The organism is Mycolicibacterium boenickei, from assembly GCF_010731295.1.
GTDB classification, from domain to species: Bacteria; Actinomycetota; Actinomycetes; order Mycobacteriales; family Mycobacteriaceae; genus Mycobacterium; species Mycobacterium boenickei.
In genome coordinates this window covers 2030300-2056604 of sequence record NZ_AP022579.1, presented here as the reverse complement: position 1 = coordinate 2056604, position 26305 = coordinate 2030300, and the positions used below count along the sequence as shown (strand labels likewise).

The following is a 26305-nucleotide window of genomic DNA, read 5'->3' as shown; positions in this document are numbered from 1 at the left end:
CATTTTCACGATCTCAGCGCAGACTCGGCACGCTCGCCACAGCCTCGGCGCGAAATCACAGCGCGGGGCTCGACGCCTGCGCCCAGAACCGCTTCGGGATACGCCCGGCCTGCCGGGCCAGATATCCGGCGGTGACGGCGGCCGACATCGCGGCGGCCATGGTCGGCGGGTCGGAAGCCCGGGTGACGGCGGTGGCGAGCAGCACTGCGTCACAACCCAGTTCCATCGCCATCGCGGCGTCAGAGGCCGTACCGATCCCGGCGTCCAGCACCACCGGCACGCCGGCCCGCTCGACGATCATCTCGATGTTGTGCGGGTTGGAAATGCCCAAACCCGTCCCGATCGGTGAACCCAGTGGCATGACCGCGGCACAGCCCGCATCCTCCAACCGGCGGGCCAGCACCGGGTCGTCGTTGGTGTAGGGCAGCACGATGAATCCGTCGTCGACCAATTGTTCTGCGGCCTTGACCAATTCGATGGCATCGGGCAACAGGGTGCGCTCGTCGGCGATGACTTCGAGCTTGATCATGTCGGTTCCCAGCGCCTCGCGGGCCAGCTGCGCGGTCAGCACGGCCTCGGCCGCGCCGCGACAGCCCGCGGTGTTGGGCAGGGCAGCGATGCCGAGCCGGTTGAGCAGGTCGAGCACCCCGGTGCCGGTCTCGGCGTCGACCCGTCGCATCGCCACCGTCGTCAGCTCTGTTCCCGAGGCCACCAAGGCTTCTTCCAGCACAGCCAGATTCGGTGCGCCGCCGGTCCCCATGATCAGCCGCGAGCCGAACTCCCGGCCGCCGATCTTCAAGACAGAATCAGCCACCCTGCACCGCCGTCACGACCTCCACCCGCGCGCCGTCGGACAGCGTGCGATCCCATTCCGAGCGGGGCAGCACCGTCCAGTCCAATGCCACGGCGATGCCCTTGTCCGGGAAGCCCCGGGTTTCCAGCAGCCCCTCGATGGTGGTCTGCTCGTCCACCTCGAGAGTCTCGTTGTTGACCGTGATGGTGATCATTTCGCTCCCACGCTCACCTCGAGTTCAGCCGCGATCCGCTCAGCGGTCCACGGTGCCAACAGAAATCCGTTCCGGCCGTGCCCGACGGCCACCAGCGTGCGCTCGTCGACGCGCTCGACGATCGGCAGCCCGTCGGGCGTCATCGGGCGCAGTCCCGCCGCGGTCTCGGCGAGCTCGTACTCACCCAGTGCCGGCATCACGGCGCAGGCGTCCTCCAGTAGGTCACGTACCCCGCTGACCACCGGCGCGGTGTCGCGGCCGTGCTCGTACTGGGTAGCGCCCACCACGACGCCGTCGGCGCGCGGCACCAGATACACCGGCCGGCCGTGCACGCGGGCCCGGATCACCCGCTGCGGCACCGGCATACAGCCCTTGCGCCAGCGCAGCCGCAGCACCTCGCCCTTGACCGGACGCACCGGCAGGCCGGGCAGGAGCTTCGGGGCGTCGATCCCGTTGGCGACGACGACGGCGGAAGCGTCGTTGATCTCGGCCAGATCCGCCACCGGCCGGGCCCACCGCACGGCCAGCTGTTCGCAGTGCGCGGCCAGCCCGTCGACCACGGCACGGTTGTCCACGGCGAGTTCGGTGGTGGCCCGGAACCCGTGCCGGATGCCTTGGGCCAGCAGGGGTTCCACGTCACGGGCGGCGGTGGTCAGCTCGACCGGCTGGCCCTGGGCGGACAACCATTCGGCGACGGTGTGCAGGTCGGCCACATCGGCCCGGTCGACAGCGACGACGAGCGACTCGCGCGCGGTGACCACCTCGGGCGCCAGTCCGTCGAGAAATCCCGAGTGCCACAGCTTCAGTGATTCCAGGCCGATCTGCAGTATCTGTTCCTCGCCCGGCCAGCCTTCGCTGTGCGGGGCCAGCATGCCGCCGGCCACCCACGACGCGCCGCGCTCGGGCGTGCAGTGCAGCCGCACGGTCCAGCCGTCGAGCGCCGCCCGCCGTGCGACGGACAGCCCGATGACACCGCCGCCGATGACGGCAAGTGTTCGCGCCATACCCGCTCCCTTCGCCGGCATGACCCGGATCAGGTGTGACGGTCAGGGCCGGTCCGGATGCCCACTCTCAGCCCCACGTCCCAGGGACTCCCGTATTGCCAGTCCAGGGTACTCGGGCGGCACCGGCTACCGTCGCGGTGTGGAATCACCCGTCGACCGTTTGCAGCGCGCCACCCTCTACCTGTGCACCGACGCCCGCCGCGAGCGTGGTGACCTGGCCGAATTCGCCGATGCCGCGCTGGCAGGCGGGGTGGATCTGATCCAGCTGCGGGACAAGGGCTCGGCCGGGGAGAAGCAGTTCGGCCCCATGGAGGCGCGCCAGGAGCTCGAGGCGCTGGAGATCCTGGCCGACGCGGCGCGGCGCCACGGTGCGTTGCTCGCGGTCAACGACCGGGCCGATATCGCCCTGGCGGCCGGGGCCGACGTGCTGCACCTCGGCCAGGACGATCTGCCGCTGGACGTCGCCCGCGGCATCATCGGCGAGCGTCCGGTGATCGGCCGCTCCACTCACGATGCCGGGCAGGCCGCGGCCGCCATCGACGAGCGGGTCGACTATTTCTGCGTCGGGCCGTGCTGGCCCACCCCCACCAAGCCCGGCCGGTCCGCCCCGGGTCTGGACCTGGTGCGCTCGACGGCCGCGCGGAATCCGGCCAAGCCGTGGTTCGCGATCGGCGGGATCGATCAGCAGCGGCTGCCCGAGGTACTGGCCGCCGGAGCCCGGCGCATCGTGGTGGTCCGCGCGATCACCGCCGCCGAGGATCCGCGGGCCGCGGCCGAAGCACTCAAGGCGACGGTCAGCGCGGCCTGAGCTCCAGCGGCAGCGTCGCCGTCACCGCGCGCAGCTGCTCCCAGCTCGCGGCGAACCCCGGATGCAGCGGCAACTCGGCCACCTCGTCCTCGGCCACCCAGCGCAATTCCGAACTCTCGCGGTTGGGGATGGTCTCCAGTGGTTCGGGCACGTCGGCGATCACGGTCGTGTAAGACCAGTGCGTGCCGCCGATCCCGGCCACCTCGGCCGTCACCACGGTGGTTCGCACGGTGAGCTGCTCGGCCGTCACTCCGGCTTCCTCGTGGGCTTCCCGGACCGCGGCCTGCTCGGCGGTTTCGTGACTGTCGCGGGCGCCGCCCGGCAACGCCCAGGTGCCGCCCTGATGACTCCACGGGGCGCGGTGTTGCAGCAGCACTGCGGCCGATCCGCCCGGCCACGGTGCCCGCAGCAGCAAGCCGGCCGCGCCGTGGCGACCCCAATAGCGGGCGCCGTTGTCGGAGAACACCCAGCCGTCACCGTCGCCACGCACCCGTACAGGATAAGGAACGTCGGCAGTTTCGGTGCGGCCCGATTTCTCCGCGAGCCTAAGCGCGGCGCTCTTAGAATTTTTTTATAGTGGTGGCACGCCCCGTTTTGCACCGAAACTAAATGAGGTCCGTGCGCAGGTGACTGTGGAGTTGGCACATCCCTCGACCGAACCGCTCGCGTCCCGGTCGCCGACCACTCCTGCCCATCCCCGCTGGTGGTTTCTGTGGACCACTCCCGGACGCATCCTGACCATCGGGCTGGTGTTGTCGACGCTCGTGCTCGCCAGTGCGTTCGCGACGTCCACCACGATCAACGACCGCCAGCAGGCGTTGACCACGGTGCTCGACCACACCGAACCGCTGGCGTTCGCGGCCGGCCAGCTCTACACCACGCTGTCGGTGGCCGACGCCGCCGCGGCCACGGCCTTCATCGCCGGTGCCGAACCCCGCGATGTGCGCCAGCGGTACGAGCAGGCCATCACCGACGCCTCGGTGGCGGTGACGCGGGCTTCGAGCGGGCTGACCGACGAGACCCTGGTGCAGCTGCTCGGCCGGATCAACGCGCGGCTCGCCGTCTACACCGGTCTGGTGGAAACCGCGCGCACCAACAACCGGGCGGGCAACCCCGTCGGTTCGTCATACCTGTCGGAGGCCTCGGCGCTGATGCAGTCGCAGATCCTGCCCGACGCACAACGCCTGTACGAGGAGACCTCCGCGCGGGTCGATGCCGAAACCACGGCCTCCACCCGGATCCCGGCCGCGGTGATGCTGGTGGTGCTGGCCACGTTGATGTTCGGCGCGTTCGCCAACCGCTGGCTGGCGCGGCGCACCCGGCGCCGGGTGAACATCGGGTTCGTGGCAGGCGGTATGGCCGTGCTGATCATGCTGATCTGGGTGACCACCGCGCTGGTGATCTCGACGTCGGACAGCCGCAGCGCCAAGGACACCGCGGCCGAGTCTCTCAAGACCGTGACGAACCTGGCCATCACCGCCCAGCAGGCCCGGGCCGACGAGACTCTGGCACTGATCCGGCGCGGCGACGAGAACCTGCGCAAGCAGTCCTACTACCAGCGCATCGAGGCCATGCAGCAGCAGCTCGCGCAGTATCTGGCCCGCGACACCGGCATCGACAAGAGCGACCTGACCGGTGCCGAAGACCTGCTCACCAAGTGGCGCACGGCCGACGACCGGATCAACGCCTACATCGCGGTGGGCAATTACCAGGCCGCGACGCAGGTGGCGCTGGGCACCGGCGAGGACGATTCCACGTCGGCATTCGACAAGCTCGACAGCGCCCTGTCCAAGGGCATCGAACAGAGCCGCAGCCAGTTGCGCAACGACATCGCCAACGCCCGCCGGGTGCTGTCCGGGGCGACCGTGGGTGCCGCGCTGCTCAGCGTGGCCGCGGCCCTGGCGGTGGCCCTCGGACTGTGGCCTCGACTCAGCGAGTACAGATGATGGGAACGATGAAGAAGGCGTTGGCAGTCGTGACCGCGGCCCTGGCGGTGGCCGGCTGCAGTCAGAGCGCACCGGCCCTGACGTTGCCGACGATGACGCTGGCGCCGCCCAGCCCGGCCGGCATGCAGGAACTCGCGCCGCAGCCGGTGCGGGTGCCGGAACCGGAGACCGACGAGTGCAACCGCACCGCGAGTCTGCGGCCGTTCAGCAATCAGGCCGACGCCGACGCCGCGGTGGCCAAGATCCGCGACCGCGGACGTCTGGTGGTGGGGCTGGACATCGGCAGCAATCTGTTCTCGTTCCGGGATCCGATCACCGGTCAGATCAACGGATTCGACGTGGACATCGCCGGGGAGGTCGCCCGCGACATCTTCGGCACGCCGTCACAGGTCGAGTACCGCATCCTGTCCTCGGCCGACCGCATCACCGCGCTGCAGAACAACCAGGTCGACATCGTGGTCAAGACCATGACGATCACGTGTGAGCGCCGCAAAGAGGTGAATTTCTCCACGGTGTATTTCATGGCCCACCAGCGCATCCTGGCCGCGCGTGACTCCAACATCTCGCAGGCCTCCGATCTCTCGGGCAAGCGGGTGTGCGTGGTGGACGGCACCACGTCGCTCAAACGGATCCAGCAGATCAGTCCGTCGCCGATCATCGTGTCGGTGGTGACGTGGGCCGACTGCCTGGTGGCACTGCAGCAGCGCCAGGCCGACGCGGTCAGCACCGACGATTCGATCCTGGCCGGGCTGGTGGCCCAGGATCCGTATCTGCACATCGTCGGCCCCAGCCTCAACGAGGAGCCCTACGGCATCGGGCTGAACCTGCAGAACACGCCGCTGGTCCGCGTCGTCAACGCGACGCTGGAACGCATCCGCCGCGACGGCACCTGGAACACGTTGTACCGCAAGTGGTTGACGGTCCTCGGCCCGGCTCCGTCGCCCCCGGTCGCGAGGTATGTCGACTGATGAAGAAACCCGACGACACCGATCTGCCGGAAACCCCGGACACCGCGGGCGGTCCCGGCACGCAGCCGGCGAGCCTGGAAGACCTCGACATGGACTCGCAGTCGACCATGCGGCCGATGGCGACCCAGGCGGTGTTCCGTCCGGAGTTCGACGATTCCGATGCCGGGCCGTTCGGCGGCGCGGACACCGAACCGCAGAACCTTGCCACGATCGCCACCCGGATGTTGTCTCCGATCCGCAGGCTGGGCGGCGGGCTGGTCGAGATCCCGCGGGTGCCCGAGCGGGATCCGTTGGCGGCGTTGATGACCAACCCGGTCGTGGCCGAGCAGAAGCGGTTCTGCTGGAACTGCGGCAAGCCGGTCGGCAGATCGTCCTCCGACGGGCACGCCCTGTCGGAGGGCTGGTGCCCGCACTGTGGCAGCGCGTACTCGTTCCTGCCGCAGCTGTCCCCGGGCGAGATCGTGGCCGACCAGTACGAGATCAAGGGCTGTATCGCCCACGGCGGATTGGGCTGGGTGTACCTGGCTTTCGATCACAACGTGAACGAGCGTCCCGTCGTGCTCAAAGGCCTGGTGCATTCCGGTGACGCGGAGGCCCAGGCGATCGCCATGGCCGAACGCCAGTTCCTGGCCGAGGTGACGCACCCGGGAATCGTCAAGATCTACAACTTCGTCGAGCACGATGACAAGCACGGCAATCCGGTCGGCTACATCGTGATGGAGTACGTCGGCGGGACATCGCTGAAACAGGCCAGGGGCACCAGGCTTCCGGTGGCCGAGGCGATCGGCTACATGCTCGAGATCCTGCCCGCACTCGGCTATCTGCATTCGATCGGGCTGGCCTACAACGACCTCAAGCCCGAGAACATCATGATCACCGAGGAACAGCTCAAGCTGATCGACCTCGGTGCGGTGTCACGGCTAAACTCGTACGGATACCTCTACGGCACACCGGGATTCCAGGCGCCCGAGATCGTGCGGACCGGGCCGACGGTGGCCACCGACATCTACACCGTGGGGCGCACGCTGGCCGCGCTGACCTTGAACCTGCGCACCCGCCGGGGCCGCTACGTCGACGGTCTGCCGTCGGAGGATCCGGTGCTCGACACCTACGACTCGTTCGGCCGGTTCCTGCGCCGCGCCATCGACCCCGACCCTCGGCGCCGGTTCACCAGCGCCGAGGAGATGTCCTCGCAGCTGCTCGGTGTGCTGCGTGAGGTGGTGGCCGCCGACACCGGGATCCCCCGCCCTGGTCTGTCGACCGTGTTCAGCCCGTCCCGGTCGACGTTCGGTGTCGATCTGTTGGTTGCGCACACCGACGTTTACGTTGACGGGCAGGTGCATTCGGAAAAGCTGACGGCGCAGGAGATCGTGCGGGCGCTGCCCGTGCCGCTGGTGGATCGCACCGATGTCGGGGCCCCGATGCTGGTCGCCAGTGTGCTCAGCCAGCCCGTGCACACCCTGGACCAGTTGCGCGCCGCGCGCCACGGGGCGATCGATTCCGAAGGCGTGGACCTTGCCGAGTCGGTGGAGTTGCCGTTGATGGAGGCGCGCGCACTGCTCGATCTGGGCGACGTCGCCAAGGCCACCCGCAAGCTCGACGACCTGGCCACCTGGGCCGGCTGGCGCTGGCAGATCGTCTGGTTCCGTGCCGTGGCCGAGATGCTCTCCGCTGACTACGACTCGGCGACAAAGCATTTCACCGAAGTACTGGATACCCTGCCCGGCGAGTTGGCACCCAAGCTGGCGCTGGCCGCGACGGCGGAGTTGGCCGGCACAGCCGACGAGCTGAAGTTCTACAACACGGTGTGGAGCACCGACAACGGCGTGATCTCGGCCGGTTTCGGATTGGCCCGTGCCGAGTCGGTCGCCGGCACCCGCGACAAAGCCGTCGAGACCCTCGACGAAGTTCCGGCCACCTCACGGCATTTCACCACCGCCCGGTTGACCAGCGCGGTCACGCTGCTGTCGGGCCGGTCCACCGGCGAGATCACCGAACAGAACATCCGCGATGCGGCGCGGCGGGTGGAGGCGCTGCCCGATTCGGAGCCACGGGTGCTGCAGATCAGGGCGCTGGTGCTGGGCACCGCGATGGACTGGCTGGCCGACAACTCGGCGAGCAGCAATCACATCCTTGGGTTCCCGTTCACCGAGCACGGCCTCAAGCTGGGCGTCGAGGCGTCACTGCGGGCACTGGCCCGCGTCGCCCCCACGCAGTCGCACCGCTACGCACTGATCGACCTGGCCAACAGTGTGCGGCCGATGAGCACCTTCTGATTCCCTTTCCTCGACTCGCTACCGAGTGTGCGATCAAGGCGTCGAATGTGTATGAACGGCGGCTTGTGGATAACCTCGAAACCACAATGACATTCGTCGACGCCGGCTCCCAGTCACCCAGGGAGAGTTGGCTGCGACTGCTGCTGGTCCGCGACGGGCTGCCCAGGCCCACCACTCAGATTCCCGTCATGGTCGACGGACTGCCTGTCGCGTACCTCGACATGGGGTGGGACGAGTGGATGGTCGCTGTCGAGTACGACGGAGACCAGCATCGGACCGACCGTTGGCAGTACGTCAAGGACATTCGCCGCCTGGAGATGCTCAAGGATCTCGGCTGGATCGTGATCCGCGTGGTAGCGGAAGACAGTTCGGCCGCCGTTCTTCGCCGGGTGCGGTCCGCCCTCGCCCAAAGACAATCCAGCGTGCGTCAGCGGCGACACATCAGCTGAATCTTCGCCACACGCGCACACTCTGCGCCCCACGCGCACAGTCAAAGGCTTCTGATTCAGACCAGGGCTGCGGCGGCCCGCGCGATCGCCAACTCCTCGTTGGTCGGCACCACCAGCACCGTGACCGCCGAGTCCGGTGTCGAGATCCGCCGGGTGTCACGCGACGGTGACGCGTTGAGCTCCTCGTCGATCGCGATCCCCAGCCCGGTCAACCCGGCCAGCGCATCGCGGCGCACCGCGGCATCGTTCTTCCCCACTCCCGCGGTGAAGCTGATGACATCGGCGCGGCCCAGCACCGCGAGGTAGGCCCCGACATACTTGCGCAGCCGGTGGATGTAGACGTCGTATGCCAATTGCGCGTTCGCATCACCGGATTCGATCCGGGCGTGCAACTTGCGGAAGTCGTTCTCGCCGCCGAGGCCACGCACACCGGACTGCCGGTTGAGCATGGTGTCGATGTCCTCGACCGCCATGCCTGCGGTGCGGGACAGGTACATGATGATGCCCGGGTCGACGTCGCCGCTGCGGGTGCCCATCACCAGGCCCTCCATCGGCGTCAGGCCCATCGAGGTGTCCACCGGGCGGCCTCCGGCGATCGCCGACGCCGACGCGCCGTTACCCAGGTGCAGCACAATCTGATTCAACGATTCGTAGGGCTGATCCAGGAAAGCCGCGGCCTGCTGGCTGACGTACTGGTGCGACGTGCCGTGGAATCCGTAGCGCCGGATGCCCCACCGCTCGGCCACCTCACGATCGATGGCGTAGGTCGCCGCGGCCTCGGGCAGATTGTGGAAGAAAGCGGTGTCGAACACCGCCACGTGCGGCAGATCCGGCAGCAGTTTGCGCGCCACTTCGATGCCGAGCAGCGCGGGTGGATTGTGCAGCGGGGCAAGCGGGGCCAGCTCTTGCACCTTGGCGATCAGCTCGCCGTCGATCAGGGTGGGCTGGTAGAAGGTCTTGCCGCCGTGCACCACCCGGTGCCCGACCGCCACCAGGCCCAGCGTGTCCAGGTGCAGACCCTGATCGGCCAGTTCGTCGAACGCCGCCCGCAGCGCGGCGTCATGGTCGGGCACCTGCGCCGAGCCGATCTGCTCGATGATGCCGTCGGCCAGGAACTCACCCGAATCCGGTTTGACCACCGCATATTTCAGTGACGAGGAGCCGGAGTTGACCACCAGGACCGTCATTTACACCCCTGCGCCTGAATCGCCGTGATCGCCACGGTGTTCACGATGTCCTCCACCAGCGCCCCTCTGGACAGATCGTTGACCGGCTTGTTGAGGCCCTGCAGCACCGGACCTATCGCGATCGCGCCTGCGCTCCGTTGCACGGCCTTGTAGGTGTTGTTGCCGGTGTTGAGATCGGGAAAGATCAGCACCGTGGCCCGCCCGGCCACGGCCGAATCGGGCATCTTGGTGGCGGCCACGGACGGCTCCACCGCGGCGTCGTACTGGATCGGCCCCTCGACCAACAGTTCGGGTTCCCGCTGCCGCACCAATTCGGTTGCGGCCCGGACCTTGTCGACGTCGGCGCCGGTGCCCGAGGTGCCCGTGGAGTAGGACAGCATGGCCACCCGCGGGTCGATACCGAACTGCGCGGCGGTGCGCGCCGAGGAGATCGCGATGTCGGCGAGTTGCTCCGAGGTCGGATCGGGCACGATCGCGCAGTCGCCGTACGCCAGCACCCGGTCGGCCAGACACATCAGGAAGATGCTCGACACCGTCGAGATCCCCGGCGCGGTGCGGATGATCTCGAAGGCCGGGCGCACGGTGTGCGCCGTGGTGTGGGCGGCGCCCGACACCATGCCGTCGACCATCTCGTTGTGCACCAGCATGGTGCCGAAGTACGAGACGTCGTGGATGATCTCGCGGGCCTGCTCGACCGTCACGCCCTTCTTGCGGCGCAACTCGGCATACTGCTCGGCGAACTGGTCGCACAATGCGCTGGTGCGCGGATCGAGAACCACGGCCGCGTCGATGTTCACCCCGAGTTCTGCTGCCCGGGAACGAATCTGGTTTTCCTCGCCGAGGATGGTCAGCTCGGCCACCTCGTGTTGCAGCAGCCGGCCCGCGGCCTTGAGGATGCGGTCATCGGTACCTTCCGGCAGCACGATGCGCTTGCGGTCGGAGCGGGCCTGGTCGAGCAGTTGGTAGGTGAACATCTGCGGCGTGGTGACCGCGGGAATCGGGATGCTCAGCTGTGCGAGCAGATCGTTGACGTCGACGTGTTTGTCCATCAGCGCGAGCGCGGTGTCGATCTTGCGCTGCGATTTCGCGGTGACCCTGCCTCGGGCGCCGGCGACCCGGCTCGCGGTCTCGAAGGTTCCGTACTCGGTGGCAACGATGGGCAGCCGCAGCCCCAACCCCTCCACGAGCGATGCGATGGCCGGATGCAGCTCGAGCCCGCCGTTGAGGATGATGCAGGACAGCGACGGAAATCCTTCCGCGGCATGGGCGCTCACCACGGCCAGCACCACGTCCGACCGGTCGCCCGGGGTCACCACGGCGACGCCCTCGGTCAGCCGTTCCAGCACGTGCTCGGCGGTCATGCCCGCCACCAGCACCCCCATCGCCTCGCGCGACATCAGCTCCGGGTCTCCGGCGATCAGGTTGCCGTCCACCGCCACCTGCAGTTCGGCCACCGACGGCGCCACCAGCAGCGGCTCTTCGGGCAGCACGTAGGCGGGCGGACCGAGCGGTTTGAGCGCCGCAGCCACGGCGGTCAGCTGCGCGGGGTCGCACCGGTTGGCCACCACCGCAGCGGCGTGCGCATGTTGGTGGTTCAACTCGGCCAGACACACCTCGACCACATGGGCGACCTCGTCGGGTGTGCGGTCGGCGGCTTTGACCGCGAGCACCACGGGTGCACCCAGGTTGACCGCGATCCGCGCATTCATACTCAGCTCGCTGGGGGTGGCGACATCGGTGTAGTCGCTGCCCACGATCAGCACGGCGTCGCACTGCTCGGCCACCCGGTGGAACCGGTCGACGATGTCGGCGATGGCGACGTCGGGGTCCTCGTGCACCTGCTGGTAGCTGACTCCGACGCAGTCGTCGTAGCTGAGTCCCGCGGTGGTGCCGGCCAGCAGCAGTTCGAGGATGTAGTCGCGATCCTCACCGAGGCGGGTGATGGGGCGGAACACCCCCACCCTGGGCACGGTCGCGGCAAGCCGATGCAGGATGCCCAGTGCAATCGTCGACTTGCCGGTGTCACCTTCGGGTGAGGCTATGTAGATCGCGGTCGCGATGTTTCCATCCGGCACCGCTCCAGCATTCCCTAGATCAACCCAGCGCCGCCACCGCCCCCGCAAATTCCGTGCAGAACCAGTCCACGTCACTGTCCGAGAACACCAACGGCGGGCGCACCTTGAGGACGTTGCCGTCGGACCCGCAGACCGAGATCAGCACCTTGCGGTCGCGCATCGCGTTGACCAGGTCGTGGGCCCCCGCGCGGTCGGGAGTCTTGAGCTCGGGGTCGGTCACCAGCTCGACACCGACGTAGAGCCCGGCGCCACGGACGTCGCCGATGCGTGGGTTCTCGGCGGCGATCCGGCTGATCTCGTCACGTAAGGCGGCGCCCACCCGAGCCGCGTTGTCCATCAGCTTCTCGTCCTCGATGACGTCGAGCACCGCGCCCGCGGCGGCCATCGACACCGGGTTACCGCCGAACGTGTTGAAGTACGGCACCTCGCGGGCGAACGCCCCGAGCACCTCACTGCGGGCGGCCATCGCGGCCACCGGCAACCCGTTGGCCATCGGCTTGCCCATGGTGACCAGGTCGGGCACGACGCCGTGGCGGGTGAAGCCCCACATCGCCTCCCCGGTGCGGCCGAACCCGGGCTGCACCTCGTCGGCGATGAACACCCCGCCCGCCGCGCGCACCGCCGCCACCGCGGGCGCCAGCACCGAGGGGTCGGGATAGATGCCGTCGGAGGAGAAGAAGGTGTCGACGACCAGGCAGCTCAGCCCGTGCCCGGCCGCCTTCAGGTCGTCGATCGCGGCGGCCACGTCGGCCAGGAACCGCTCCGCCACCTCGCCGTCCGCGCGGTAGCTGTCCGGCGCGGCCACGGTGCGCACATGTGGACCGATGATGGTGGCGCCGCCGATCGACGGTGAAATGGCCGTCACTGCTTCGGTATTGCCGTGGTAGGCGTCGCGGGTGACGATCACGCCGCGGGCCCCGGTGTGCATCTGGGCGACCCGCAGGGCCAGATCGTTGGCCTCCGAGCCGGTGCAGGCATACATCACCTGGTCCACTTCGCCGCCGAGCGTGGCCAACAACCGCTCCGAGTACGCCACGATGCCGTCGTGCAGGTACCGGGTGTGGGTGTTGAGCGTCTCGGCCTGGCGGGTGAGGGCGGCGACCACGCGTGGGTGGCAGTGCCCGACACTGACCACGTTGTTGTAGGCGTCGAGATAGCGTTCGCCGTCGGCGTCGAACAGGTGGCTGCCGCTGCCCCGGACCAGGTGCACCGGCCGTTCGTAGAACAGCCGGTACGCCGGGCCCAGCATGCGTTCACGGGCTGAGATCAACTCCGCGCTGTCGGGATCGGTCGGCACACCGCCCGAATAGCTGTTGGAGTCCATGATGTTGGAAAAACTCATACCCGCGGCCCCCGTTCAGCGTTCGTGCGCTTCCTCCAACACTGTGCGCCCCAGATCGGAATAGCGTTGCGGATCCCTGAATTTCAGGAACAGCGCCCACAGCACGCCACCGAGTCCGGCGATGCCGACAACATACGGGATCGAGGTGAAGATCCAGTCCGACGCGGCCGAACCCGCAGCAAACGATGCGTTCTTGGCGAGCAGGTAGATGACGTAGAGCATGCCCACCCCACCCAGCAGCGGCGCCAGGAACGTGGTGAACCAGTTCGCGGTCTCGGGATGGCGCTTCTGCACGTGGAAGAACGAGATCACCGAGAACGCCGCCAGGGCCTGAACGATCATGATGGCCGTGGTGCCCAGCAACGCCATGAGGCCGTAGAGCCCGGTGTAGGGGTCGCGCCCGGTGATGTCGAAGAACATCACCACCGCGGTCGCGAAACCGGTCTGCACGAATCCGGCGATGTGCGGTGAGCCGTGCACCGGGTGGGTGGCACCGATGGTCTTGCGCATGCCGGGGATGACGTTCTCCCGGCCGATGGCGTAGAGGTAGCGTGCGGCGCAGTTGTGGAAGGCCATGCCGCAGGCGAACGAGCCTGTCATCAACAGGATCTTGAACATGTCGACCGCCCACTCACCCAGATGCTGCTGCACCGGGGTGAAGAAGATGTCACCCGCCGTGGACGAATCCTGCGCCAGCGCAATCGCATTCTGCGGACCAGTACCGACGATCGCCAGCCAGGACACCAGAACGTAGAACGCGCCGATGCCGACGACCGACGAGATCACCGCAATCGGGATGATCTTCTTGGGGTTTCGCGACTCTTCGCCGTACATCGCGCTGGACTCGAAACCCACCCACGACCAGAACGCGAAGAACAGGCCGACGCCGGCCGATCCGGCGACGGTGATCATGCTGCCGTCGACACCGGCCACCTCACCGGAGAGGCTCTGGAAACCGTTGAGCGGGTTGAGCGATCCCAGCGACCAGCCCTGCGGGCCGCCACCGGTGAACACCACCGACAGCGCCATCATGGCCAGCATGATGATCTCGGTGATCAGGAACACCCCGAGCACCTTGGCCGCCAGATTGATGTCGAAATAGGTCAGCACGGCGTTCACCGCCAGCATCACGACCGCGAAGATCACCCACGGCACGTCGACGTTGAAGAACGACTTGAACAGGTCGTTGCCGAAGAACGAGAAGATGCCGATTAGGGAGGCCTCGAACACCATGTAGGCCAGCGCGGTGAGGAACCCCGCACCCAGGCCGACGACGCGCCCCAGGCCGTGCGAGATGTAGCCGTAGAAGGCACCGGTGGCGGTGATGTGCTTGCTCATCGCCGCATAGCCGATGGCGAACAGGGTCAGCACGATGGTGGCGACGAAGTATCCGGCGGGCGCGTAGGCACCGTTGCCGAAGCCGACCGCGATCGGCACGTTGCCGACCATGGCGGTGATGGGAGCGGCCGTGGCGACCGCCATGAACAGCACGCCGACCAGTCCCACGGCGTTGGGTTTGAGGCGTTGGATGGAGGCGCCGGACGGTGCCGGCGGATCGATGATCTCGCTCATTGCGGGTCCTCACTGACGGACGGTTTTCGGACCACTATTTGGTCTGATTGGTGGCGTCGACGACGGCTTTGTAGTGCGACGCAGCACATTGTTATCCCGCCCAGATCATCGGGCAACTCGAAAATCGTTGCGGCTCAGGACCTTTGTTGCCAACATGTTTCGAACCTGGGAATCGTGCAACGGCCAGGTTAATCGGTGGCTTTTGGTCTGCTCCGCGTGCTCGATTTGGTTCACACTCGGGATATGTCCCAGACCCCGGGCGGCCCTGTCGCCGAGGACGTGCGCAGGCGCATCCTGTCCATGCTGGCCGTGGGCACCCTGCGGCCGGGCTCGCGGCTGGGCACCGAGCGCGAGATGGCGGAGAGTTTCGCGGTGTCGCGGTCCACGCTGCGCAGCGCGCTGTTGCCGCTGAGCCAGGCCGGCGTGCTGGAGCGCCGGACCGGGCGCAACGGCGGCACGTTCGTTCGTGCCGACGTGGTGGAACGCAACGCTGCCGAGCTGGCCGGGCTTCCCGCCCGGTTACACAGCGGCGGTCACAGCAGCGCCACCCGGGTCCTGGCCACCGACCGCAGGCCGGCGACGCAGGTCGAGGCGCGGGCACTCGAAATCGATGATGGGACGGAGATTTTCACGGTCCGGCGGTTGCGCTTCGCCGACGGGGTGCCGCTGTCGGTGGATCTGGCCTGCTTCGTGGCCGAGCACATGGAGGACCTGCTGGAACAACCGCTCGGCGGTTCACTCTATGAGCTGGTGCGGGTGCGGTACGGGCTGACGCCAGCGGTCACCACCGAGACCATCGAAGTGGTGAGCGCCAGCCCCCGCGAGGCGCAATGGCTCGACATCGCCCACCGCAAACCGCTTTTGGCGATCACGCGCATCACCCGCGACACCGGTGGCGTGCCGTTCGAGTACGCCTACGACCTGTTCCGCGCCGACCGGGTCCGGCTCACCGCCACCAGCCACGGCAGTGTCGGGGCGGTGCAGCGGTCAGTGAGCAGTGCCTGACCGTGCCTTGCCCCGCGAGGGTGCGTGTCTGCTGGTCAACACGCCCATAATTGCCGGCATCACGCGCACCCTCGCAGAGCACGAGCGTGCGCACGGTGTCGGATAAATGCGGCGTGGCGAGGTGCAGACACGCACACTCGCGGTGCAGGAAAACGCGTCGCTAACCCAGCTTGCGGAGCCGGGGCTCCAGGTCCTTCTTGAACAGGTCGAGGAACCGGCGCTGGTCGTGCCCGGGTGCGTGGAACACCAGGTGGTTCAGGCCCCACTTGACGTACTGGCCGACCTTCTCGACCGCCTCGTCGGGATCCGACGCGACGATCCAGCGCTTGGCGACCTGCTCGATGGGCAGGGCGTCGGCGGCCTTCTCCATCTCGATCGGGTCGTCGATCGAGTGCTTCTGCTCCGGGGTCAGCGACAGCGGCGCCCAGAAGCGGGTGTTCTCCAAGGCCAGCTTGGGGTCGGGATCGTAGGAGATCTTGATCTCGATCATCCGATCGATGTCGTCGGCATTGCGCCCGGCGGCCTCCGCACCTTCCTTCACGGCGGGGATGAGCTTGTCCTTGTACAGCTCCTCGCCCTTGCCCGAGGTGCAGATGAACCCGTCACCCGCCCGGCCGGCGTACTTGGCCACCACCGGCCCACCGGCGGCGATGTAGACCGGGATGCCGCCCTCGGGCACGTCGTAGATCGAGGCGCCCTTGAGCTTGTAGTACTCCCCGTCGAAATCGACGCGGTCGCCCACCCACAGCTCGCGCATGAGCTTGACCGACTCGCGCAGCCGGGCGAAGCGCTCCTTGAACTCCGGCCACTCGCCGATGTACCCGGTGGCGATCTCGTTGAGCGCCTCACCGGTGCCCACCCCGAGGAAGATCCGGCCCGGGTACAGACACCCCATGGTCGCGAACGCCTGCGCGATCACCGCCGGGTTGTACCGGAACGTCGGCGTCAGCACCGACGTACCCAACACCAACCGCTCGGTGCGCTCGCCCACCGCCGTCATCCAGGCCAGCGAGAACGGCGCATGCCCGCCCTCGTGCCGCCAGGGCTGGAAATGGTCGCTGACCGTCGCGCTGTCCATCCCTGCCGCTTCGGCCAGCACCGCCAGCTCGACGAGTTCCCGGGGCGCGAACTGCTCCGCCGATGCCTTATATCCCAGTTTCAGTTCAGCCACGGGTTCGTTTCTACTCCTCCCCATAAACTCGCGACATGGCAGCAGCCCTGAGCGCGATCACCGAGCATGTGCACTTCGCCCAAACCGACTTGGTCAACTGGACGCTGGTGACCGACGGGGACCGGGTGATGCTGATCGACGCCGGGTTCCCGGGACAGCGCGAGGACGTCATCGGTTCGGTCCGCCAGCTCGGCTTCACCATCGACGACATCGCCGCCGTGCTTCTGACCCACGCCCACATCGACCACTTCGGAACCGCCATCTGGCTGGCGAAAACCCATGGCACACCGGTCTTTTGCCACGCCACCGAACTCGGGCACACCAAGCGTGAGTACCTCGAGCAGGCCGCTCCCGCCGATGTCGTGCGCAACATCTGGCAGCCCCGCTGGCTGAAGTGGGCGGCCACCATCACCGCCAAGGGCGGGATGAACCACGCCGGCATCCCGACCGCTCAGGCCCTGACCGGCACCGACGACCTCCCGGGCAAGCCCATCCCGGTGCCCACCCCCGGGCACACCGGCGGGCACTGCTCGTTCATCGTCGACGGGGTTCTGGTCAGCGGTGACGCCCTGGTCACCGGGCATCCGCTGCTGCGGACCACCGGGCCGACACTGCTCCCGGCGCTGTTCAACCACGACGAGGCAGGCTGCCTGTCCAGCCTGAAGACGCTGGCCGCCGTCGAGGCCGAGGTGATGCTGCCCGGGCACGGGCCTGTGTGGCGCGGCTCGATCACCGATGCCGCCTCCGCCGCGGCCGCCCGGCACGCTTAGTGCTGCAGGATCCGGTAGCCCAGTAGGAAGAACCCGGTCAGGCACAGGCCGCAGGCCAGCACGATCGTCGGCATCAGGACCATCTGGTCGAGTTCGTCGGGGTCGAACACTTCCTCGTCGTACACCGAGCCGAACAGCACCCGGGCAAACTTGGTCCGGCGAAATGCGTGCATCCGTCGTCGCGATTCCGCCGAATCCGCCCGGCGACCGATGAACAGCCGCAAAGCCACCCCGGCCGCGAACACCACCGCAGCCGCGGCCAGCAGCAACGATCCCACGATTACCTGCAGACTCGGCAAATACACCCCCAGCGGCGACGACAGCTCCGGGGGCCAGCCTAGCCGCTAACTGCCCCACCGCTGCGCGATCAGCTGGTGCGAGCGCAGCCGGTCCTCGTGCCGGTGCGTCACCGAGGTGATGACGAGTTCGTCGGCCCCGCTGACCCGCGCCAGGGCCTCCAGCCGCGCGGCCACCTGGTCGGGGTCACCGACGAATTGTGTTGCGGTACGGTCGCGGACCACGTCCAGCTGTTCGTCGGACAGCGGTTGGCAGTCGGCGGGATCGGGGTAGGGCGCGGCGCCGCCGCCGGCCCGGATCGAATACACCCAATGGCCATAGCTGGACGCCAGGTATCGCGCGGTGGCCTCATCGTCGGCCACCACCACGTCGGCCGATACCGCCACGTAGGGCTCGGACAGGTGCTCCGACGGGGTGAATCCGTTGCGGTACACCTCGATTGCCTCGAGCGCGGTGGCCGGGGTGATGTGGTAGCTCGCCACGAACGGCAGACCGCGGGCCGCGGCCACCCTGGCGCTCTGCCCCTTGCTGCTGCCGAACACCCACGGGGTCAGACCCGCGCCCGCGCCGGGAACGGCCGTGCCGACCGGGTACCGGCCGGTCAGCATGGCCAGGATGTCGTCGACCTGTTCGGCGAAATCCGGTGTGACGGCTTCGGGTTGCTGCAGCACCGCCATGCGGGACCGCAACCGCGGATCGCGCATCAGCGCGCTGATGTCATAGGGCGCCGGGATCACCACTCCGTCGACCTCGTGCCATTCCCGCGGCGGCCTGGGCTCACGGGGCTTGTCCCGCACCGCTTCCGCGCGCTTCTGCCCCGAGCGGCCCACGCCGAGATCGATCCGGTCGGGGTGGAACGCGGCCAGCGTGCCGAAGCTCTCCACCACGGCGACAGCGGTCGTGTGGCCGAGTTGCACCGCCGCGGTGCCCACCCTGATCCGTTCGGTGGCCGCGGCGATCTGCCCAACCAGCACCGCGGGCGACGAGCTGGCCACGGATACGAAGTGGTGCTCGGCGACCCAATACCGTTGGAAGCCCCATTGTTCGGCGTGCCGAGCCAGGTCGACGGTGTTGCGCAGTGCGGTCTGTGCGTCACTGCCCGCGCTGATCGGCGCCAGGTCGAGAATTGAGAGCGGAACGCTCATCTCAGCTCCTTCTCGAACGCGATCGGGAACACCGCCCCGCCTCCCTCAGGCGGCAGCGGCACGGTCAGCCGGGTGTATCCGGCAGAGTCATAGAGCGCCTCGGCCTCCGGCTGCAGGTGACCCGTCGTGAGGTAGACCCTCCGATACCCGCGGGCGGCGATCTCGGATTCGAGGTGGGCCAGCAGCACCCTGCCGTATCCACGTTTCCGGAAGCGACTGTCGGTCCAGATGCGCTTGAGTTCGGCGGTCTCGGCGTCGAACCGGGTGAAGGCGCCGCCGGTGACCGGCACACCGTCGAGCACACCGATGTATAGCCCGCCGGACGGCGGGGCGAACTCGTCGGCGGACTTTCCCCGCAGCCAGCCCATCATCTGGTCGACCGTTCCGCCGTAGCGGCCCGAGTACTCCACGGACAGCTCGGCCAGCAGCGGCTCGGCCAGCGGATCGTCGAGGTCGACAGAGACAAACTGCACACCACTCACGGAGGCTGACTTAACCACCGTTTGCATACCCACGGCGGGTTCAACGCACGGCCGTGGGCGGGATATGCCCACAGACTCAGCCTGATCGGAAACCTGCCGCGCCGGTCATTTTCTGGCGAGGTAGTAGTAATTCGACGGGTCCTGGTCGACCTCGGCGACCTCCACATCGGCGAATCCGGCATCGGCCAGCATCGACACGGCCAACTGCCTGCCCCACATCGTCCCAAGCCCGGCGCCACCCAGGCCCAGCGAGACCGACATGCAGTGCGTCAGCGACACGGCGTAGCGGTACGTGCTCATCGCCACCCCGATGTTGTCCTCCAGCCGGCTGGAGGCCTTGATGTCGGCCATCAGCAGCACCCCACCCGGCCGCAGCGCGCGATAGATGTTCGCCAGCACCCGAGCCGGCTGCGCCTGGTCATGGATCGCATCGAACGCCGTGATGAGGTCGTAGGCCGCGGTCACGTCGAGCTCCGCCAAGTCGGCGGGCAGGAATGCGACATTGGTCAGCCCGTGCCGGGCCGCCTCGGCGGCCCCGGTGGCAGTCGCCTCTTCGGAGAAGTCGACACCGGTGAACCGGCTGGCCGGATAGGCCCGGGCCATGAGGCCGATGGCGTATCCGCTGCCACAACCGAAGTCTGCGACGTCGATCCCGGCCTCGAGCCGCCGCGGGAGGTCCTCGACCAACGGCAGCACATCGCTGATCAGGGCGGCGTCGAATACCTCACCGCTGCGCTCGGCCATCACGGTGTGAAAGCGCGGATAGTCGCCGTAGCTCAAGCCGCCGCCGTCGCGGAAGCAGCCGAGGATCTTCTGTTCGACCTCGCACATCAGCGGGACGTACTGGGCCAGCCGCGCCAGGTTGCCCAGGCCGGACTCGCGCGTCAACGCGGCGGCGCGGTGGGCGGGCAACCGGTATGTCGAGGCATCCGCGTCGTAATCGACCACCCGCCCCGCAGCCATTCCGCCCAGCCATTCCCGGACATACCGCTCATCGAGACGGGCCGCCTCGGCGATCTCGGTGCTGGTGGCCGACGGCAGCTTCGCCATCGCATCGAACAGCCCGGTCTGGTGACCGATACTCAACAGAAGGGTCAACCCGGCGCTGTCGATCGCCGCGGTGATCCGGTCGAAGAAATCTTCTGCGGTTTCGGTAATTGCCTGCTGATCGGTGCCATTCGCCATCACGCCCGCCCAGACTACGCCGCTTCGCCGACCCCCTTCCGCCTAAAACTTGACACGTGTAAAGTTCGCCGCCATGGACAACATCAGGGGCAAGACCATCGCGATCACCGGCGCCGCGCGCGGCATCGGTTACGCCACCGCCAAGGCCCTGCTGGCCCGCGGCGCCCGGGTCGTGATCGGCGACCGTGACGTGGCACTGCAGGAATCGGCGGTCGTCGAGCTGACCAAGCTCGGCCCGGTGTCCGGCTACCCGCTCGACGTCACCGACCGCGAGTCGTTCGCGACGTTCCTGGACAAGGCCCGCACCGACGGCGGCGGCCACATCGACGTGCTGATCAACAACGCCGGCGTCATGCCCATCGGCCCGTTCCTGGAGCAGTCCGAGCAGTCCATCCGGTCGTCCATCGAGGTCAACGTGTACGGCGTGCTGACCGGTTGCCAGCTGGCACTGCCCGAGATGGTGAAGCGCCGCAGCGGGCACGTCATCAACATCGCGTCGCTGTCGGGACTGATCCCACTGCCTGGCCAGGTGGTCTACGTCGGCGCCAAGTACGCCGTGGTCGGCCTGACCACCGCGCTGGCCGACGAGATGGCCCCGCACGGGGTGGACGTCTCCGTGGTCATGCCGCCGTTCACCAACACCGACCTGATCGCAGGCACCAAGTCCAGCGGGGCGATCAAGCCGGTCGAGCCCGAGGACATTGCCGCGGCGATCATCAAGACGCTCAACAAGCCCAAGACCCATGTGTCGGTCCCGCCGCCGCTGCGCTTCACCGCGCAGGCCGCACAGATGCTGCCACCCAAGGGCCGTCGCTGGATGAACAAGAAGCTCGGCCTGGACAGCGTGTTCCTGGAGTTCGACGCCGCCAAGCGCAAGAGCTACGAGGACCGAGCCCAGTCAGCCCAGGGAGTCATCGACTCCGGCGGGACGCGCTAATCGCCCACAGTTCGGTCCGCGTTCGCATGGATCGCGTCGCGGCAGTAGGCCGCGAGGCCGGGGAGCCCGAATGATTCGTCGTACGTGGCGACGTACTTCGGGTCGCTCACGTACATGTCGCCGAGCTTGCGATGGACGGTCGGCGGGCAGTCGTAGAACCAGCGATGCACGTGGAGCCGGTGCTGCTCGGCTGCGTCCATCGCCGTTTCGGAGTCGGGCGCGAGCCCAGCGCGGAAAGCATCCGACAAGGCCTTCTCCACCGCCTCGCCTTCGCCCTTGATCTGGACCCAGTCGTCCTTGCCGTAGGACTTCGCCCGCCGCTGCGATTCCTTCCACTCTTCGGTGTCGCCCCACTTTTGCGCAGCCTCCGCCTGGTAGTCGTCGAAGCCGTCGCCGAAGAGTTCGCGCATGTCGTCGTCGGTCATGGGGGTATCGGTCATTACCTTCTCCAATGCCTGGTCGATTGCCTCGACGAGGTCCTTCAACTCGTCGAGCCGGGCCATGACGCGTTCGCGCTGACGAACCAGGTGGCTGATCTCGTCGCCCTCGTCCAGCAGGCTCGCGATCTCGTCGAGCGACAGCTCGAGCCGGCGGTAAACGATGATCTGGGACAGGCGTGTCAGGTCCGCCGACGTGTACACCCGATATCCCGAGGCGGCACGCCGACTCGGGTTCAACAACCCGATTGCGTCGTAGTGGTGAAGCGTCCGGACCGTGATACCGAAGCGCTCCGCGACTTCGCCCACGGTGAGTTCGTCCACCTGCATCTCCCGCGTCACATAGATCAGGCTGGTGCCTCACGTCGCGTGAGGGTCAAGTTTGTCGGGCGAGCTAGCCGAACTCGGGCAGTGGCCGACCGGCGCGGTAGCCCTCGATGACGTCGAGGGCGCCGGTCAATTCGTCATGGGTGAACTCGTAGCGTTCGACGCTGCCGACGAACACCACCCGCACGATCTCGCCGTCCTCGGCCGCATCCAGCCACATCGAGGTCACGGGCAGCCCGTCCTCCACGTGGGCTCCGGACGGCTCGTAAAACCACACCGCGTAATCGTCGTTGGACTGTTCCTCGTCGAACTCCCAGCCGCGCTGGGTGATTCGCTCGTCGAACTCGGCCAGGTCGGCCACTACGGCATCGGGGATGTCCGCCAACTGGTCGACGGATTCCGCCGACACCCGGTTCACACTCCGGACGGCCTGCCGCTTGCGGCGGCGGGCCTTCTTCGCGTCGGATCCCCGTGACACGCGCTAGCCCAGCGCCTGGTCCAGGTCGGCGATCAGGTCCTCGGTACCTTCCAGGCCGACCGAGATGCGGACCACGCCGTCGCCGAGGCCGATGGCCGCCCGGCCCTCCGGACCCATGGCCCGGTGGGTGGTGGTGGCCGGATGGGTGATCAGGGTCTTGGCATCGCCGAGGTTGTTGGAGATGTCGATGACCCGCAGCTTGTCGAGCACCTCGAAGGCGCGGTCCTTGCCGCCGTCGAGCTCGAAGGTGACCACGGTGCCGCCGCCGCGCATCTGATGCTTGGCCAGGTCGTACTGCGGATGAGATTCCAGGAACGGGTATTTCACCCAGTTCACCCCGGGCTTGGCCTCCAGGAACTCGGCCACCGAGTGTGCCGAGCGGTTCGAGTAGTCCACCCGAACCGCAAGCGTCTCAAGGCCTTTCAGCAACGTCCAGGCGTTGAAGGCACTGATCGCCGGACCGGTGTGGCGCATGAGCTTCTGCACCGGACCGTCGATGTACTCCTTGTCGCCGAGGATCGCCCCGCCCAGCACCCGGCCCTGGCCGTCGATGTGCTTGGTACCGGAGTACACCACCACGTCCGCTCCCAGCGGCATGCCCTGCTGAAGCAGCGGAGTGGCAAAGACGTTGTCCAGCACCACCTTCGCCCCGGCAGCATGCGCCAGCTCGGACACCGCGGCGATGTCCACCAGCGACTGCATCGGGTTGGACGGCGTCTCGAAGAACACCGCCTGGGTCGGAACCGACAGCGCCTCCTCCCACTGCGAGAGGTCGTCCCCGTCGACGAAGACCGTCTCCACGCCCCACCGCGGCAGGATCTCGCTACACACCACGAAGCACGACCCGAACAGGCTGCGGGCCGCCACCAAGCGGTCGCCTGCCCCCAACAGCGCACCCAACGCGGTGAACACGGCCGCCATACCGGTGGCGGTGGCGAAGCACGCGGGTGCGCCCTCGATCAGGCGCAGCCGCTCCTCGAACATCGAGATGGTCGGGTTGCCGTAGCGGGAGTAGACGAAGCGGTCGATCTCGCCGGTGAAGGCCTTCTCGGCCGCGGACGCGGACTCGTAGACGTACCCGGAGGTCAGGTACATCGCCTCGGCGGTTTCCTCGAACTCCGAGCGCAGCAGGCCGCCGCGCACACCGATGGTGGCCTGGCTGACGCCCTCGGGCAGCGCAGCCGGGATCCGGACAGATGGGATGTCGGTCATATCGTCTTCGGCCCTGCTACTCAACTCTGTGTCCAAGGCAGACCGACGGCTTTCCAGCCGGTACCGCCGCGGTGGCGGTTCTCGTCGAGATTGCCCTCGAATCCGTCGAGGATGTTGTACGACGGCCCGATGCCTGCCGCGGTGGCGGCCTCGGCAGCGCCGATCGAACGGTTACCGGAGCGACACAGGAAGACCACCGGCCGCTCACCAGGCGTCACTCCGGACGCCTGGAGATCTTCGACGAACCCATCGTTGTGGCTGCCGTCGTTCCGGTTCCATTCCACGTACACCACGTCACGCTCGAGGCTGGACAGGTCCGGCACACCGACGAAGCGCCATTCGGCGTCGGTCCGGCAGTCCACCAGCACGGCCTCAGAGTTCTCACTCAGAAGTTTCCAGGCTTCCTCGGGCGTGATGTCTCCCGCATAGCTCACGGGCGTGAGTCTCCCACACTCGAGCAGACACGCCACTCGCCGTCCTCACGCACGAATGCCGTCTCGGTGTCCACCTTGGTGTCAGGGGTATTGCCGAAGTGGTAGACCACCGTCGCGCTGGCCCGATCCCCCTCGACCTTGATCTCCTTCACGTCGTCCACGTATCTGGCGCCTTGCTTTGCCACCGAATCACGCTGGCGGGCAATGAAATCTGCCTCGGTTCCGCGCCGGGCGGTACAGGTGTAGCCGGAGAATTCACCGAAATTCTCCCGCTGCAGCGCATCGTTCTGGCCGACCGCGGCGAGGCTCACCTTCTGCTCCTCGCTGCGCCCGTCACTGCCGAAGACGTTGAGCAGGATGACAACGATCACCACGAGCACAATGACGGCCAACGCGCCCAGGAAGGGCGCCATCGTCGGCCGATCTTCGGTTTCGCCTGGTTCCTCAGCCATCCCGGCCTACCACAGCTTGCGCAGCGCGGTGCCGACCCGACGGGCGCGGTCCCGGGCGATGATCACGTCAGGAGCGGTGGCCAGCGCCACTCCGAGACGGCGCGGCGGTTCGGATTCACCGGGGCTGCCGAACAGCCGTACATCGCTTTCGGAGGTGGCCAGTGCCTCGGCCAGCACAGCGCTGATGTCGGCCGGCGGCTCGACGGCGTCGGCGCCGCCGTAGCTGACCTCGGCTGCCGCCGGGGAGATCATGATCGTGTCCACCGCCAGGCCCAGGATCGCCCGTGCGTGCATCTCGAATTCCGACAGCCGCTGCGACCGCAGTGTCACCAGCCCACTGTCGTGGGGCCGGATGCGCACGTCGGAGAAGTACACGTCATCGCCCTGAACCAGCAGCTCAACCCCGAAAACCCCGCGGCCGCCCAGCGAGTTGACGATCCGCGCGGAGATCGACTTCGCGGCGTCCAGCGCCGCAGGCGACAGCGCCTGCGGCTGCCAGGCCTCCAGCACGTCGGTCCCCACCTGACGGTGTCCGATCGGCTCACAGAACTGCACACCGGGGCCGCTGGGTCCGGCGGTGCGCACGGTCAGCATCGTGATCTCGTATTCGACCTCGACGACAGACTCGGCCAGCACCCGGTTGTGGGCGATGTGACCGGCCGTCGTCGCCCGCTGCCAGGCCGGCTCGACGTCATCGGCACGCAGCAGCACCGACTCTCCGTCACGCTGGGCCCCGACCACCGGCTTGACCAGCAACGGGAACCCGGCATGCTCGGCCACCGCTGTCAGCTCCTCGGCCGACCCGGCGAACCAGAACGGCACCGTAGGCAGGCCCAGCTCGTCCGACGCCAGCCGACGCAGGCCCTCGCGGTCCTGACTCAGCCGGATGCTGCGCGGAGCCGGCAGGACCTCGATGTCGCCGCGCTCGGCCACCGCGATCAACGCGTCGGCGGCGATGACACCGGATTCGGCCACCACGTAACGGGGCTTTTCCCGCTCGATCAGGGCGGCGAGCTCCTCGGCGTCGTTCATCTTGATCACCGCCGAGCGGTCCGCGACACCGTGCGCGGGCGCGTAGTACCGGTCGGCGGCCACGACGACGCCGCCCAGCCGCTGGAACGCCAGCGCCAGCTCACGGCTCAGATCACCCGAACCCAGCAGCAGGACCGTCGCTGCGGGTTCGGTGGGTTTGGCTTCGGCGGTTTTGACTTCGGCGGGCTGGACTGCTTCCTGCCCGTTGTCGGCCGGCTTGGCCTCGGCCGGAGCATCTTCGGCGCCGTCGACCTGATCGTCGGTCAGGTCATCGGTCTGCGCGTCCTCAATCGATTCACTCATCGCA

Annotated in this window: 26 protein-coding genes and 1 pseudogene; 8 read left to right on the top strand and 19 right to left on the bottom strand. The window is 67.7% G+C overall.

Annotated elements, in window-relative coordinates:
* Nucleotides 1-55 precede the first annotated feature (55 nt).
* From thiG to thiO, 3 genes are read right to left on the bottom strand one after another with little or no spacing between them, the layout of a single operon-like run.
* A complete protein-coding gene (thiG, locus tag G6N57_RS09610) occupies nt 56-814 on the bottom strand; it encodes a thiazole synthase (RefSeq protein WP_075920483.1) in 759 nt (252 codons plus the stop codon).
* Nucleotides 807-1007 carry a sulfur carrier protein ThiS gene (gene thiS, locus G6N57_RS09605; protein ID WP_077740240.1) on the bottom strand — a complete coding sequence of 67 codons (201 nt, stop codon included), beginning with the start codon at nt 1005-1007 and terminating at the stop codon, nt 807-809. Before thiS ends, thiG begins: the two co-directional genes overlap by 8 nt.
* Nucleotides 1004-2011 carry a glycine oxidase ThiO gene (thiO, locus tag G6N57_RS09600; RefSeq protein ID WP_077740239.1) on the bottom strand — a complete coding sequence of 336 codons (1008 nt, stop codon included), beginning with the start codon at nt 2009-2011 and terminating at the stop codon, nt 1004-1006. Before thiO ends, thiS begins: the two co-directional genes overlap by 4 nt.
* A 139-nt stretch (nt 2012-2150) precedes the next feature.
* Here thiO and thiE point away from each other — a divergent pair, with 139 nt between their 5' ends.
* Entirely contained in the window at nt 2151-2819 is a 669-nt protein-coding gene (thiE, locus tag G6N57_RS09595; protein ID WP_077741871.1) for a thiamine phosphate synthase, read from the top strand.
* Here thiE and G6N57_RS09590 read toward each other — a convergent pair.
* Nucleotides 2806-3309 (bottom strand): NUDIX hydrolase, encoded by a 504-nt coding sequence (locus tag G6N57_RS09590; protein WP_077740238.1) that lies wholly within the window; start codon nt 3307-3309, stop codon nt 2806-2808. The two genes, thiE and G6N57_RS09590, sit on opposite strands and share 14 nt — an antisense overlap.
* Before the next feature lie 136 nt (nt 3310-3445).
* On the opposite strand from G6N57_RS09590, the gene glnX reads away from it, so the two are divergent.
* The 4 genes and pseudogenes from glnX to G6N57_RS09570 form a co-directional block, all read left to right on the top strand.
* Nucleotides 3446-4765 carry a protein kinase G-activating protein GlnX gene (gene glnX, locus G6N57_RS09585; RefSeq protein ID WP_077740237.1) on the top strand — a complete coding sequence of 440 codons (1320 nt, stop codon included), beginning with the start codon at nt 3446-3448 and terminating at the stop codon, nt 4763-4765.
* On the top strand, nt 4765-5733 hold the full coding sequence (locus tag G6N57_RS09580; RefSeq protein ID WP_407665981.1) for a glutamate ABC transporter substrate-binding protein: 969 nt from the start codon (nt 4765-4767) through the stop codon (nt 5731-5733). The genes glnX and G6N57_RS09580 overlap by 1 nt, the downstream gene beginning before the upstream one ends.
* Entirely contained in the window at nt 5733-8009 is a 2277-nt protein-coding gene (locus G6N57_RS09575; protein ID WP_077740236.1) for a serine/threonine-protein kinase PknG, read from the top strand. Before G6N57_RS09580 ends, G6N57_RS09575 begins: the two co-directional genes overlap by 1 nt.
* A 95-nt stretch (nt 8010-8104) precedes the next feature.
* Nucleotides 8105-8458, top strand: a pseudogene (locus G6N57_RS09570) (DUF559 domain-containing protein); the annotation flags it as partial.
* Nucleotides 8459-8514: 56 nt separating this feature from the next.
* Here G6N57_RS09570 and G6N57_RS09565 read toward each other — a convergent pair.
* From G6N57_RS09565 to G6N57_RS09550, 4 genes are read right to left on the bottom strand one after another with little or no spacing between them, the layout of a single operon-like run.
* A complete protein-coding gene (locus G6N57_RS09565; RefSeq protein ID WP_077740235.1) occupies nt 8515-9645 on the bottom strand; it encodes an acetate kinase in 1131 nt (376 codons plus the stop codon).
* Nucleotides 9642-11720: a phosphate acetyltransferase gene (gene pta, locus G6N57_RS09560; protein WP_077740234.1), complete on the bottom strand. Its 2079-nt coding sequence runs from the start codon at nt 11718-11720 to the stop codon at nt 9642-9644. The genes G6N57_RS09565 and pta overlap by 4 nt, the downstream gene beginning before the upstream one ends.
* Nucleotides 11721-11739: 19 nt before the next feature.
* Nucleotides 11740-13062 (bottom strand): aspartate aminotransferase family protein, encoded by a 1323-nt coding sequence (locus G6N57_RS09555; protein ID WP_077740233.1) that lies wholly within the window; start codon nt 13060-13062, stop codon nt 11740-11742.
* A 15-nt stretch (nt 13063-13077) separates the two neighbouring features.
* Entirely contained in the window at nt 13078-14634 is a 1557-nt protein-coding gene (locus G6N57_RS09550) for an APC family permease (protein WP_077740232.1), read from the bottom strand.
* A 243-nt stretch (nt 14635-14877) separates the two neighbouring features.
* On the opposite strand from G6N57_RS09550, the gene G6N57_RS09545 reads away from it, so the two are divergent.
* Nucleotides 14878-15639, top strand: a complete 762-nt coding sequence (locus G6N57_RS09545) for a GntR family transcriptional regulator (RefSeq protein WP_077740231.1) — start codon at nt 14878-14880, stop codon at nt 15637-15639.
* Between the two features lie 160 nt (nt 15640-15799).
* On the opposite strand, the gene fgd is transcribed toward G6N57_RS09545, so the two are convergent.
* Entirely contained in the window at nt 15800-16810 is a 1011-nt protein-coding gene (gene fgd / locus G6N57_RS09540; protein WP_077740230.1) for a glucose-6-phosphate dehydrogenase (coenzyme-F420), read from the bottom strand.
* A 35-nt stretch (nt 16811-16845) separates the two neighbouring features.
* Between fgd and G6N57_RS09535 the strand changes: the two genes are divergently transcribed.
* Nucleotides 16846-17580: an MBL fold metallo-hydrolase gene (locus G6N57_RS09535; RefSeq protein ID WP_077740229.1), complete on the top strand. Its 735-nt coding sequence runs from the start codon at nt 16846-16848 to the stop codon at nt 17578-17580.
* Here the strand turns inward: G6N57_RS09535 and G6N57_RS09530 are convergent.
* From G6N57_RS09530 to G6N57_RS09515, 4 genes are all read right to left on the bottom strand, one after another.
* On the bottom strand, nt 17577-17858 hold the full coding sequence (locus tag G6N57_RS09530; RefSeq protein WP_234815594.1) for a hypothetical protein: 282 nt from the start codon (nt 17856-17858) through the stop codon (nt 17577-17579). The two genes, G6N57_RS09535 and G6N57_RS09530, sit on opposite strands and share 4 nt — an antisense overlap.
* Before the next feature lie 66 nt (nt 17859-17924).
* On the bottom strand, nt 17925-19022 hold the full coding sequence (locus G6N57_RS09525; protein WP_077740227.1) for an LLM class flavin-dependent oxidoreductase: 1098 nt from the start codon (nt 19020-19022) through the stop codon (nt 17925-17927).
* Nucleotides 19019-19531, bottom strand: a complete 513-nt coding sequence (locus G6N57_RS09520) for a GNAT family N-acetyltransferase (RefSeq protein WP_077740226.1) — start codon at nt 19529-19531, stop codon at nt 19019-19021. The genes G6N57_RS09525 and G6N57_RS09520 overlap by 4 nt, the downstream gene beginning before the upstream one ends.
* 78 nt (nt 19532-19609) lie before the next feature.
* Nucleotides 19610-20689 (bottom strand): class I SAM-dependent methyltransferase, encoded by a 1080-nt coding sequence (locus tag G6N57_RS09515; RefSeq protein ID WP_077740225.1) that lies wholly within the window; start codon nt 20687-20689, stop codon nt 19610-19612.
* Between the two features lie 73 nt (nt 20690-20762).
* On the opposite strand from G6N57_RS09515, the gene G6N57_RS09510 reads away from it, so the two are divergent.
* Entirely contained in the window at nt 20763-21626 is an 864-nt protein-coding gene (locus tag G6N57_RS09510) for an SDR family oxidoreductase (RefSeq protein ID WP_077740224.1), read from the top strand.
* On the opposite strand, the gene G6N57_RS09505 is transcribed toward G6N57_RS09510, so the two are convergent.
* From G6N57_RS09505 to purT, 6 genes are all read right to left on the bottom strand, one after another.
* Nucleotides 21623-22387, bottom strand: coding sequence for a MerR family transcriptional regulator (locus tag G6N57_RS09505; protein ID WP_077741869.1), 765 nt, complete (start codon nt 22385-22387; stop codon nt 21623-21625). The two genes, G6N57_RS09510 and G6N57_RS09505, sit on opposite strands and share 4 nt — an antisense overlap.
* Nucleotides 22388-22457: 70 nt before the next feature.
* Nucleotides 22458-22868 carry a hypothetical protein gene (locus tag G6N57_RS09500; RefSeq protein ID WP_077740223.1) on the bottom strand — a complete coding sequence of 137 codons (411 nt, stop codon included), beginning with the start codon at nt 22866-22868 and terminating at the stop codon, nt 22458-22460.
* Nucleotides 22869-22871: 3 nt separating this feature from the next.
* A complete protein-coding gene (locus G6N57_RS09495) occupies nt 22872-24080 on the bottom strand; it encodes an O-succinylhomoserine sulfhydrylase (RefSeq protein WP_077740222.1) in 1209 nt (402 codons plus the stop codon).
* Nucleotides 24081-24100: 20 nt separating this feature from the next.
* Nucleotides 24101-24514: a rhodanese-like domain-containing protein gene (locus G6N57_RS09490; RefSeq protein ID WP_077740221.1), complete on the bottom strand. Its 414-nt coding sequence runs from the start codon at nt 24512-24514 to the stop codon at nt 24101-24103.
* Nucleotides 24511-24966: an Rv0361 family membrane protein gene (locus G6N57_RS09485; RefSeq protein WP_077740220.1), complete on the bottom strand. Its 456-nt coding sequence runs from the start codon at nt 24964-24966 to the stop codon at nt 24511-24513. The genes G6N57_RS09490 and G6N57_RS09485 overlap by 4 nt, the downstream gene beginning before the upstream one ends.
* Before the next feature lie 6 nt (nt 24967-24972).
* A complete protein-coding gene (gene purT, locus G6N57_RS09480; protein WP_077741867.1) occupies nt 24973-26301 on the bottom strand; it encodes a formate-dependent phosphoribosylglycinamide formyltransferase in 1329 nt (442 codons plus the stop codon).
* Nucleotides 26302-26305: the final 4 nt, after the last annotated feature.